This is a genomic window from Polaribacter sp. M10, from assembly GCF_054968445.1.
This window is the reverse complement of record NZ_JBSSBG010000014.1, coordinates 57,711-69,369: the sequence shown is the minus strand read 5'-3', so window position 1 is coordinate 69,369 and position 11,659 is coordinate 57,711. Positions and strand designations below refer to the sequence as shown.

Sequence of the window (11,659 nt, the reverse complement as noted above, 5' to 3'; positions counted from 1 at the left end):
CATGAAAAAAATTACATTCTTACTAATATTATTAACAACAATAATATCAGCACAAACAGATCAAAAAATTTATGACATAATAGATGCTGTTTCTGCGGATAGAATTAAAGCTGATGTAAAAAAATTAACCGATTTTGGTACAAGAAATACTTTTTCTGACACCATTTCTGAAACCAGAGGAATAGGAGCTGCAAGAAGATGGATAAAGTCTGAATTTGAAAGCATTTCTACAAATTGTGATAATTGTTTAAATGTATTTTATCAAAAAGATTTTGTAACCAAAGAAGGCAACAGAAGAGTACCTCATGATGCTTGGGTTGTTAATGTTGTAGCCATACAAAAAGGCACAAAATACCCAAACAGATACATTATTATGAGTGGAGATATCGATTCTAGAGCAAGCAATACTATGGATTTTACCACAGATGCTCCAGGTGCCAATGATAATGCATCAGGAATGGCAGGTACTATAGAAGCTGCAAGAGTTTTAAGCAAATATAAATTTGAAAGTAGCATTGTGTATGTTGGACTTTCTGGCGAAGAACAAGGACTTTTTGGTGGTGCTGGTTTAGCAAAACATGCCAAAGAAAAAGGATGGGAAATTATCGGTATTTTAAATAATGATATGATTGGTAACATAACTGGTGTAGATGGTGTTACAGACAATAGAGCGTTTAGAATTTTTTCTGAACCTATTACTACTGATGAAAAAGATGCTAAAAAATTGGCAAGACAAGCAACTGCTCGTCGTTTTTATGGTGGCGAAGTTGATGGAATTTCTAGACAACTAGCAAGATATGTGCACAAAACAACCAAAACGTATATGCCAGAAATGAATCCGATGATGATTTATAGATTAGATCGTTTTGGACGTGGAGGACATCACAGACCTTTTAACGACTTGGGTTTTGCAGGCATTAGAATTATGGAAGCTCATGAAAATTATACCCAACAACATCAAGATATTAGAACCGAAAACGGAATTCATTATGGTGATACTTTTGAGCACGTAAATTTTCCGTATGCAAAAAATTTAACTGCTGTAAACGCCATTAATTTAGCTTCTTTAGCTTGGGCTCCAAAAGCTCCTGAAGTTGTAGAAATTGGAGGTATTGTAAAACCATCAGCCAAATTAAGATGGAGCAAAGTTGAAGGCGCAAAAGGGTACAAGATTTATTGGAGAGACACAACTTCGCCTACTTGGGATTATTCTAGATATGTAGAAACTACAGAATTTACTTTAGACGGAATTGTAATTGATAATTTCTTTTTTGGTGTAGCTGCTGTTGGCGAAAATGGGCACGAAAGCGTAGTTGTTTTTCCGAATAAAATTTGGCGATAAAAGTGCGTTTATTTTACTTGTTTTTTTTAATAGTTTTTGCTTCTTGCGCTAAGAATGAAATAAAAACAAAACCAAAATTTATAAAATTTCAAGAGTTTGGCGATTCTATTTTCGTGGTTTTAAAGAATCCTGTTTTAGGAAATACTTTTCTTAAAATTAAAAATTTAGAGCTACAACAAGAAAAGTATATCGATTTTAAGAAACCAGATTCTATAAAAATTTTACAATTTTCTAAAAATGAATTCGATTCTATAAAAGTATTAGAAAAATACGAATTTACCTTTTTATATGGTCCTTCTAATTTAAAAAGATATGATACTTTGTACAATTATGCTTTGCCTTTTTTAAAAGGAAAACGTTATAAAATTTTACAAGGTCAAAATACCAGTTTTACACATAAAGGTAATTTCTCTAAATATGCAATTGACTTTAAAATGAAGGTCGGCGAAACTGTTTGTGCTATTAGAGACGGTTTGGTTGTTAATGTAAAAGAAGACTCCAATATTGGTGGTGGACTAAGAAAATACTTAAAATACGCCAATTATATAGTAGTTGCACACAATGATGGCACTTATGCACAATATGTACATTTAAAAAAAGAAGGGGCAATTGCAAAAATTGGAGACACCGTAAAACAAGGAGAACCTATTGGTTATTCTGGAAACACAGGTTTTAGTACACAACCACATTTACATTTTGCAGTTTATAAACCAACTCCAAATGGCTTTGCATCAATCCCCTTTGTTTTAAATGGTTCTTCTTCATCAAAATATAAAAAAGGAAAATTTGCTAAACATTAAGAATTCTATTTTAAATATTCATAAATTTTTTAATTTCTAATTGGCTTATTTCAGGATTTGCGCCTTCTTTTTGAGCCACCAAAGCTCCAATTGCACAAGCGAAATCAATCGCTTGTTGCGGTAAATAACCATTTAACAATTTACTGGTTAAAGTACCTAAAAAAGAATCTCCTGCACCCACAGTATCTTTAACTTTTATTTTATAACCACTATTGTAAAATAACTGATTATTGTATAGTAAAACTGCACCATGTTCCCCTTTAGTTACACAGATATGTTTTGTATTTGTTTTTTCTGATATAAAATGAATATTTTGTTCCAAATTTTTGAATTCAGAACCTAAATACTCACTTATTTCATACAGCTCATCATCATTAAATTTAATAAAATCGGCTTTATTCATAAAATCTATTAAAAGTTCTTTGGTATAAAATGGTGCTCTTAAATTCACATCAAAAATGGCATATTTAGCCACTTCTAAAAATTGATACAGTGTATTTTTAGAAACCTCATCTCTGCCAATTAAACTCCCAAAAACAAAAGCATCTGCCTGTTTTACAATTTCTGCTGCTGCTTCTTTAAACTCTATTTTATCCCAAGCTTTTGGATGCACTATTTGATAAGTTGCTCCACCTTTTTTATCTAAAGTTACAGTAACTTCTCCTGTAGAGAAATCTTCTAAAACCTGAATAAATTTTGTGTCTATTCCTTTTTGGTTGATAAAATCTAGAATTCTTTTTCCTAAATCATCATTACCAACAGCACTAATCATGGTAACCTGATTATTAAAAGAGCTTTGTCGAATGGCAACATTTAATGGTGCTCCTCCAATTTTTTTATGTGTAGGAAATACATCCCATAAAACTTCACCAAAACAAACAATTTTAGCCATATATTTTTATAATTTCTTTATTGATAAAAATGAAAAATAAAATGAGCAAATCGTATTTAAAATAATTATATACCATCTACTCATTTTACTTTGTACTTAATTTTTTAATAAATATTAGATTCTGATGTTCGTTGATTTATAGAACTCGCAAAAATACTTAACATGCGTTTTGCAATTCCTGTCCAACCAAAATTACGTCTTGCAAAACGAGCACCTTCTACAGACATTTCGTTTCTTAAATTTGGATATAAAAGTGGCATTGCCATCATTGCACCAAACTCTTTAGGCCTATGTGGATCTGCAAATAATGCTTGATTACCAAAATCTATCAAATCGCACAAACCTCCATGAACAGTAACCACACTTGGTGTACCACATGCCATGGCTTCTATGGCTACCATACCAAATGGTTCGTATCTAGAAGGCATTGCAAAAATACTTGCAGATCGATACACATTTGCTAAATCTTCATCTGCAATGTAATTTTTCCATTTTATTTTATCCATCACTCCAATTTCTGAAGCTACTTTTTTTAATTTTTCAATTCCTTCTCTATCTTGATTAGAATCTCCACCAATTGCAGCAACTAATCTCGCTTCTGGACAAAGTTCAAAAAGAGTTGGTAAAGAATTAATCAGCAAATCATACCCTTTGTTATGTGCCATTCTTCCTAAAGCAAGTACATCTGTAGGTTGTATATCGTATTTTGCTCTAATCTTATCATTTTCTTTAGATGGTACTGGAAAAAATCGATTTTCATCAATTCCTGGAGGAATCATGCTACAATTTTTTGGCAATACATCATACTGTTGTGTTAACAAGTCTACCTGAGGTAAAGTCGTGGCAATTACAAAATTACACATTTGATAAACGAAATATTCTTTTCTAATACGTTCTTTAAAACGATAGGTTTTTTCCATTTCTTGTTCATCCATATCACTACCCATTGTATGCTGTTTCCACCAACCCAAAGAGTGAGGTGTATGCACGTGACAAATACCTAATTCTTCTGCAATTTTTTGGCCTGCCCAACCTGCATCCCAATAATGAGAATAAACTACATCATATTTTTTATTCTCCTTTTTAATGGCAGCTAAAGTATTGGTTACAAACTTTTTTAAGTGATCGTGCATATCTTCTTTTCGGATAAACTTTTTACCGCCAAAAGGAATTCTCCATACTTTGCAATTTTCATTTACATCATCATATTCTGGCTGATCTTCAAACTGTCTTGTAACTAAATCTACGGTTTTACCTAATCTGCTAAAACGTTCTGCTAATTCTAAAACGTAGACAACTTGTCCTCCTGTATCTGGTTTTCCTAATTCTGCATTTGCCCCTACATATCCATGTAAAGAAATCATTAATATCGATTTCATCTTTCTATTTTTTAGTTTTAATTTTAGTTTTTGTTAATTTTAAATCGTGATAAGCAGAAATGTACTGAGCAGCAGACCAAGCTTGGTAAGCTTTACCCATTGGTTTACCTGTAACACCATGTGCCCATTCTGTAAATTCCCACTCGTGATTGATCCCTTCTTTATTGATTAATGCTAGTTTGTGTAATTCTGCAATAGCCACATCTCTAAAGCCTAATTTGTTTACAAATTTTACCCAAAAGCCACCAACAAAAGGCCATATACCTCCATTATGATAATGATTAGGCAAATTGAGCAGGTTTACAGTGTAATAAGGCCTCCAATCTGGATCTCCAGGACTTACTACTGGGTATACATTAGCTACAGGGAAAGGATCATTTACACCTACACCTAACATAAATTTAAAAGTTTGATGTGCTTTTTCTGCATCTATAGTACCATGTAAAAAGGCCAAAATATTTCCAAGTGTATCACATCTCCAAGAAAAATCGAAAGGTGTGGTTTGTGCAATTAAATAAGATGTATCTCCTAGAGTAAATTGTTTTTCTGCAAAAGACACTGAGCTAAATAATTGTTGTTGTGTAGATGGCCAAAAATTAGTAACAATCTCTTTTTTAATTACTTGAGACCATCTAATATACTCCCCAGCTTCTTCGTGGTTTCCTAACATTTCTAACATTCTACCAAAACAAACGTTAGATCTGTACCATAGAATTTCATCGTATAAAATATTATAACTTCTACCAAATAAGTCTGTCCAATCTCCAGCTTCTGGTATTTCTAAAAGCGCATCATTATTACTATCGTGTGCACCCAACCAACGCATGGTTTCTTTAATATCACCAATATATTTTCTTAAAAAATCGATGTCTTTGGTAACATTTATATATTCATAAAATGCAATGATTACCCAAATTCCACTATCAATAGAACAAATACCACCTACTCCAGAATAATCTGGTGTGTTGTCTTTTATCCTTACGTTTGATGGAATTTGACCACTTCTTGAAATGTGTTCTAATAAAGTTAATAAAGTTTGACGCTGACAATCGTGAATTTCTTTATCATGAATTAAAGATAAAGATCCTATAACAGTAATTGCACCATCTCTAGCCCAAACACTGTAATAATTTTCATCTGTTCCATGAGCCACATTGTCTTTTATAGAACAAGCAGAAAAACCTAATGGAGTTATATTTTTCTTTAAAGCTTCTACTGCTTTTACGTACCCTTCTTGTATTAAAGCCAATTGCTCATCACCATCTTCAAGAGCGATGTTGTCTAGTTCTTTCTGAATAAAAAATTCATCTGAATGGTCTATGTTATTTTCTTTACTAGCTTCTATTGGTAATACTTTATAATAGATTAAACCCTCTATAATACCACCTCCTTTTTCTTTTTCTGTGTGATAAACTTTTTTATGTTTTGTGTAATTATAAAGTTCTTCGTGGGCATTGGAAACAACAATTCCGTTTACATTTTTTAAATCGAACATTGCAGAATCGTTTCCACTATCTCCAGCTACTAAAACTTGATTGGTTTTTAGTTTTAACCTTCTTAAGAGCCACTCTAATGCGTTTCCTTTATTTGCCCATTTTGGTAAAATGTCTAAAAATTTATTACCAGAATACACCACATTTACATTCATATCTGCATCCCAAAACCTTTGAGAAACGCTTTCAATTAAATCATCGCTGGCATCATGAAAAAAGTAACTTCTTTTATAGCTGTGTTGAAATTTACTTGGTTGTTCGCTTATAGGATGATCTAAACTATACATAATAGTTTCTACAGAATCTAGATTCCAACCATCATCTAATACATCGTTAAATTCTTTTACTGTTGCACCTTTTTTGTAATCGTAAATATGAGTACCTACACCAGAAATTATGTAATCTGGTTTTGGCAATACGCCTTTATCTATTAAACCTAAAACATCATCTATTAATCTACCTGTATTATATGTTAAAATAATGTCTAAATCGTCTGCATACTTTATCCAAGTTTTGGTAAAGTTGCTTTTAAAAGTGTGGAAATCGATTAGGGTATTATCGATATCAAAAGATAATAATTTTATATGGTTCTCTAAATCTGAGTTGTTCGAAATCATAAAATATTTTTATAAAGTTTAAGTTTCAATATTTGTTAAATTAAAAAAAACAAAAATCAAATCCAAGTAGAAGACCGGTTTTAGCTTTTTAGAATTGCATTTTTATGATTATGATAATTATAGGTATTAATTAATCTGATTGCTGTATTTTGAAAACCATTATTTTCAAAAATTTTATCCGTAAAAAACTAATTAATTGGTGCTTTTTTTGTTTGAAACATTAAACTTTGCATCTGCTTTACGAGTACTTTTTCTGTATTATTGTATCTTTAGGCTATGTCAGAAAAACCAGAACTTTATTTTAAAAATGACTTAGAATGGAGAAATTGGCTCTCTAAAAATTATGCAACATCTAAAGGAGTATATTTAATTTTTTACAAAGTAGCAAACGAAGAAGAGTCTATGAGATGGGAAGAAGCAGTAAAAGTGGCTTTATGCTATGGCTGGATAGATGCTACCGTAAAAAGTTTAGGAAATGGCAAACGCAGACAATATTTTTGCCCTAGAAATACCAAAAGTATTTGGAGCGCTTTAAACAAAAAATACATTAAAGAACTTACCGCAAATAATTTAATGCACAAAAGCGGACTAGAAATTATTGCAATTGGCAAAAAAAATGGTTCTTGGGCTGCTTTAGATGATGTTGAGAAAGGTATAATACCTACTGATTTACAAGCTGAATTCAATAAAAACGAGATTGCTTTTACCAACTTTAAAAACTTTGCACCTAGTTATAGAAAAAGTTATTTGTATTGGATTCATCAAGCAAAAAGACCAGCTACTAGACAAAAAAGAATAGCTGAAATTATTTCTTTTTGCGAGCAAAATATTAAATCTAGGGATACTCGCTAAAAATAAAAAGCTATCTAGACCAAAGTCTAAATAGCTTTAAAAAAAATAAACAAAAAGAAAATTATTGAAGTAAGCTGTATACAAATTCTGGATGACCACGCTCACCATCTGCATTTGTTAATGCTAAAAATTTTAATTTGTATAGATTACCATCTGTATCATTAACCACATAAAAAACATTGTCTTTTAAAGAAGGTAAACTACCTGGCCCTCCTCCATTTCTCCAGCTACTTCCTATACTTCTTTGATCTGTTACAAAATTTGCTGTTACAACATCTGTTAAAGTAAAAGTATCGTAAGTAAGAGCGTCTACATCTGTATCAATCATGTATACTTGTGCGTCTGCTTTTGTATTATTTGTAATAAAATCAGAATATCCGTAAGAACCATAACCTTCTATTTCATTTGTAAAAACAGTAAAGTTTAAATCCCAGTTTTGTTTTTCTGGTTCTACACTCGCTTCTCCATCAGAATTAAAACTAAAGAAAGTAAAATTATAAGTTGCGTTTTTAGCAATAGTTACTTCGTTATAAGTTGTAGCATCTAAATCTGCATATTGTAAAACATAATCAGAACCGCTTTTTAGAATTCTAATTTTTTTCCAACCTCTAGTATCGCCTGTAATAGCCACACTTCCTGTTTCTGGAGTTTCAGTGCCAACTTCATATCCTAAGTTTAGTAAATACACATTATTATTTGCATCTGTATCTGAAATTTCTGCAATTGCTGTTTCTGTAATTGTACCAATTGGGGCATCTACATAAGCTGTATTTGCTGCATCAAAAGTACCAACTGCAACTTTTGGTAATAATTCTTGTACTTCTGCTGTTGTTGAATTTACTGCATTTATATCTGTAGAAGATAATTGAGCAGTTGCCATATACAGTGATCCATTAAGTGCTACTCTAAACTCAGAACCAGAATAAAAACCAAGATCCCAAGCATCTCTTTTAACAACGGTTGTTGTGTTTGTGCTTAAATCTATATAAACTTGGTTTGGTTGGTTTGCACCACCAACTTCTGGTGCTATAGATGCTCCATCAATTACAATAATTATGGGTTCTGTGGGTGTATCATCATCATTACAGCTTATAAAAGAAAACACTGTAACACATAAAATAAAAGTTAAGAATTTGTTTATCATGATTATTTAAATTAAAAATTAAGATTATATAATAGTTTTAAGTAATAAGATTTGCCATAACCCAATAATAAAGCACTGTTGTTGGCGGAATGAATACCTTCTGAATTCGTGCCACTAACATTTACGTTAACAACATCAAAAAGATTTCTACCTCCCAGAGTTACTTGGATTTTGTTGTTTAAAAATGATTTTTTCATTGAAGCATCTAACCAGTTATAGGCAGCTGTAGTAGATTTTGTGAAAATTGAATTCCCATCTGTATCTACATCAGTAGACACGTAATTTTGTTGTTTACCATTATGTTTTAGCAAAACTGTTAAGGCTGTTTGCCACTTTTTTATATTGAAAGTTGCACTTGTGTTTAATTGAAAAGAATACAAAAAATCATCTTCTACATTGGCTTCATTTTCTGATATTCTAGATATTCCTTGTAAGGTAGCTCCTATATTAAATGTCCACACATCTTTTTTAAAGCTGTTAGTTGTGGTAATACCCCAAAGTTTATAACTATCAATATTTATGTATTGATATTGTAATGGAATTGTATTTACAATGGCTAAATCTATTTTATCAGAAACATCTAAATAGCTAACTTTTATACTATTTAGCACAGAAATATTATTTATATAACTGTATTTTTTTAGATTGATAAAAGCTGTAAATCCATTTTCAGGATTCAAGTTTTCATTACCTCTCACATCATGATTAGAATCTACAAAATAATAATAGAGTTCTTCAAAATTAGGTGTTCTGTAAGATGTACCAATATTACCACGTAATTCAAATCCATTTTTTATTAAGTAACGTGCACTTAAAGAACCCAAAACTTTAGATTTAAATAATGAATTGTATTCGTATCTAATTCCTGGTCTTAACGTAAACCTCTCAGAAAATTTATATTCAGAAGAACCAAAAACAGCAAAATTATTTTGTGATTGTTCCTTATCTTTTCCTGTAATTTCTCCAGAAGATTCTGTATCAAAACCCGTTATAAAACGAGTTTCATAGCCTAATTGAAAATTAAATTTATCGCTTTTTACAAGGTTATTAATATTACCTTTAGAAAAGAATACTTTACTAGATTGATACGTTTCATCGGTTTCATTACTTCGTTCTTTACTTAAAATAAAGTAGTTAAACTCATTTAAATTTCTTTTTTGTTCTTGATAAGAAAGAGCAACATTATAATTAGCTCCAGAATTTAATTGCCCTAAAAAATTTAAATTATTTACAAATCTGTTAGTTGTAAAAATTCTATCTGTAGCAGAAGGGTTACTTGTTTGTGCTGCAACATCTATATTTGCTCTTACAGTAGCATCGTAATAATTAATTAACTCATTAAAATATTCGAACTTATAAAAAAATTGAAATTTTTCTTTACGATATTGAACAAAAGCATTGGTATTTAATTGTTCTTTTGGCAACCAATCATAACCTCTTAAACCATCGTTTTCGTAATAATTTGCACCTTGTTTGCCATTATAAAAACCAGCAAAATCATTTCTATTTACACCTAATCTTACTAACCAATTATCAGTAACATGATTCGCTATATTTAAAGATTGTATATGCCTACCTTCATCAAACAAAGCATATTCTTTACTTACAGTTTCTTCTTGTATAGAAGCTCTAATTTGCCAATTGTTGTCTATATTTTTTTTAGTGATAATATTTATAACTCCAGAAACGGCATTGGCTCCATACTCTACACCCATTGCTCCTTCTACAATTTCAATACGCTCTATATCATCTAAATTTATTTGGGTTAAATCGATGTTGTTTCCTAAACCATTATCACTTACTAACGGAATATTATCAACCAAAATATTAAAGTATTGCGCATCTAATCCAAAGAAAGAAATGCTAGACTTACCTGTTTGTGAACTTGGTATAATTGTTAAGTTCAAATTAAAATTCAATAAATCTGCTAAATTATTCGCTGCCTGATTTTCTATTTGCTCTCTCTTTATAACAATTACATTGTGTACCGATTTTTTAATAGACCTTGGGTTATACTGCCCAGTAATTACAACCTCCTCTAATTCAGTAATTTTAGTAGAATCTTTTTGTTGCTCTTGGCTAAATGCAACCAAGTTTATCAATAAGAAAAAAACAATACATTTGTTATTTAGAAACATTCTTAATAATTTTCGACAAATATATATCTTATTTTTAATCAATCTAAATTAATTTTATATTTTTGTCAAAAAATAAATACTACCTAAATAAATCATAAATGAAAAAACTAGTACTAACAAGCTTTTTACTTATTGTTGCGTTTATAACAAATGCACAAAGCAAAAAAGCAAAAGACAAAGAAGCTATTAAAGAAATGTGCGGCTGTTTTGAGGTAACTTTCAATTTTGCTGAAACTTTTAATTATAGCGAAGATGAAAATTATAAACCTTCTAAAACCAAAGTAGACAAAGGTTTAGAATGGGCTGGTTTGGTTGTAGATGATAACAATAAAATATCTATTCAGCATCTTTTACAAGTTGGTAACCCTGCTAAACCTATGATTATTAAACATTGGAGACAAGATTGGCTGTATGAAAACACAGATTTTTACATGTTTAATGGCGATAACAATTGGACCTATAGTCGAAAAGACAAAAAAGAGGTAAAGAAACAATGGACACAAAAAGTATATCAAGTAGATGACAGTCCTAGATATGAAGGTTCTGGTTCTTGGGTACATGTAGATGGAAAAAGTTATTGGGAAAATACAACAACTGCTCCTTTACCTAGAAGAGAATATACAAAAAGAAGCGATTATAATATTACTTTAAGAACAAACAGACACGAAATTACAGATTATGGTTGGGTACATGACCAAGATAATAGCAAATTAATTCGCGAAACTGGTAAAGACGATGTAATTTTGGCCAAAGAAAAAGGATACAATACTTATAAAAGAGTTGATGATAGCAGATGTAAAGCCGCTGCAGATTGGTGGGCTGCACATAATGAAAAATGGCAACTAGTTAGAAACAAATGGGCAGAAGTTTATGGTAGAAATACCAATTTAACTTTAGCAACTAAAGTAGATAACAAGCCACTTTACAAACATTTATTTGCTGATGAAATAAGTGAAGAACAAGAAATGAATACAATAATCGAATCATTTGTAAAAAAATAAA

General features: G+C 30.9%; 9 protein-coding genes. 4 read left to right on the top strand and 5 right to left on the bottom strand.

Going from position 1 to position 11,659, the window contains the following annotated elements; genetic code table 11:
• Nucleotide 1: 1 nt before the first annotated feature.
• Both ACWYN7_RS12620 and ACWYN7_RS12615 read left to right on the top strand, forming a co-directional pair.
• On the top strand, nucleotides 2-1,342 hold the full coding sequence (locus ACWYN7_RS12620; RefSeq protein ID WP_462860337.1) for a M28 family metallopeptidase: 1,341 nt from the start codon (nucleotides 2-4) through the stop codon (nucleotides 1,340-1,342).
• Nucleotides 1,343-1,344: 2 nt separating this feature from the next.
• Entirely contained in the window at nucleotides 1,345-2,142 is a 798-nt protein-coding gene (locus tag ACWYN7_RS12615; RefSeq protein WP_462860336.1) for a M23 family metallopeptidase, read from the top strand.
• A 10-nt stretch (nucleotides 2,143-2,152) separates the two neighbouring features.
• Here ACWYN7_RS12615 and ACWYN7_RS12610 read toward each other — a convergent pair whose 3' ends face one another.
• The 3 genes from ACWYN7_RS12610 to ACWYN7_RS12600 all read right to left on the bottom strand — a co-directional run bounded on the left by ACWYN7_RS12610 (nucleotide 2,153) and on the right by ACWYN7_RS12600 (nucleotide 6,523).
• Entirely contained in the window at nucleotides 2,153-3,034 is an 882-nt protein-coding gene (locus tag ACWYN7_RS12610; RefSeq protein ID WP_462860335.1) for a carbohydrate kinase family protein, read from the bottom strand.
• Between the two features lie 104 nt (nucleotides 3,035-3,138).
• On the bottom strand, nucleotides 3,139-4,413 hold the full coding sequence (locus ACWYN7_RS12605) for a glycosyltransferase (protein ID WP_462860334.1): 1,275 nt from the start codon (nucleotides 4,411-4,413) through the stop codon (nucleotides 3,139-3,141).
• Nucleotides 4,414-4,417: 4 nt separating this feature from the next.
• A complete protein-coding gene (locus ACWYN7_RS12600) occupies nucleotides 4,418-6,523 on the bottom strand; it encodes an HAD-IIB family hydrolase (RefSeq protein ID WP_462860333.1) in 2,106 nt (701 codons plus the stop codon).
• Between the two features lie 276 nt (nucleotides 6,524-6,799).
• On the opposite strand from ACWYN7_RS12600, the gene ACWYN7_RS12595 reads away from it, so the two are divergent.
• Complete coding sequence (locus tag ACWYN7_RS12595) at nucleotides 6,800-7,375, top strand: YdeI/OmpD-associated family protein (RefSeq protein ID WP_462860332.1); 576 nt, start codon at nucleotides 6,800-6,802, stop codon at nucleotides 7,373-7,375.
• A 61-nt stretch (nucleotides 7,376-7,436) separates the two neighbouring features.
• On the opposite strand, the gene ACWYN7_RS12590 is transcribed toward ACWYN7_RS12595, so the two are convergent.
• Together ACWYN7_RS12590 and ACWYN7_RS12585 are read right to left on the bottom strand one after the other, a co-directional pair.
• A complete protein-coding gene (locus tag ACWYN7_RS12590; protein WP_462860331.1) occupies nucleotides 7,437-8,519 on the bottom strand; it encodes an HmuY family protein in 1,083 nt (360 codons plus the stop codon).
• An 11-nt stretch (nucleotides 8,520-8,530) separates the two neighbouring features.
• The gene (locus ACWYN7_RS12585) at nucleotides 8,531-10,657 is read right to left on the bottom strand and encodes a TonB-dependent receptor plug domain-containing protein (RefSeq protein ID WP_462860330.1); all 2,127 of its coding nucleotides are present in this window, start codon (nucleotides 10,655-10,657) and stop codon (nucleotides 8,531-8,533) included.
• Nucleotides 10,658-10,755: 98 nt separating this feature from the next.
• On the opposite strand from ACWYN7_RS12585, the gene ACWYN7_RS12580 reads away from it, so the two are divergent.
• Nucleotides 10,756-11,658, top strand: a complete 903-nt coding sequence (locus ACWYN7_RS12580) for a DUF6607 family protein (protein ID WP_462860329.1) — start codon at nucleotides 10,756-10,758, stop codon at nucleotides 11,656-11,658.
• Nucleotide 11,659: the final 1 nt, after the last annotated feature.

Bases quoted from the DNA above. Each gene is read 5' to 3' on its own strand.
- ACWYN7_RS12585 (WP_462860330.1), bottom strand. From the start codon at position 10,657: ATGTTTCTAAATAACAAATGTATTGTTTTTTTCTTATTGATAAACTTG.
- ACWYN7_RS12620 (WP_462860337.1), top strand. From the start codon at position 2: ATGAAAAAAATTACATTCTTACTAATATTATTAACAACAATAATATCA.
- ACWYN7_RS12600 (WP_462860333.1), bottom strand. From the start codon at position 6,523: ATGATTTCGAACAACTCAGATTTAGAGAACCATATAAAATTATTATCT.
- ACWYN7_RS12590 (WP_462860331.1), bottom strand. From the start codon at position 8,519: ATGATAAACAAATTCTTAACTTTTATTTTATGTGTTACAGTGTTTTCT.
- ACWYN7_RS12580 (WP_462860329.1), top strand. From the start codon at position 10,756: ATGAAAAAACTAGTACTAACAAGCTTTTTACTTATTGTTGCGTTTATA.
- ACWYN7_RS12595 (WP_462860332.1), top strand. From the start codon at position 6,800: ATGTCAGAAAAACCAGAACTTTATTTTAAAAATGACTTAGAATGGAGA.
- ACWYN7_RS12610 (WP_462860335.1), bottom strand. From the start codon at position 3,034: ATGGCTAAAATTGTTTGTTTTGGTGAAGTTTTATGGGATGTATTTCCT.
- ACWYN7_RS12605 (WP_462860334.1), bottom strand. From the start codon at position 4,413: ATGAAATCGATATTAATGATTTCTTTACATGGATATGTAGGGGCAAAT.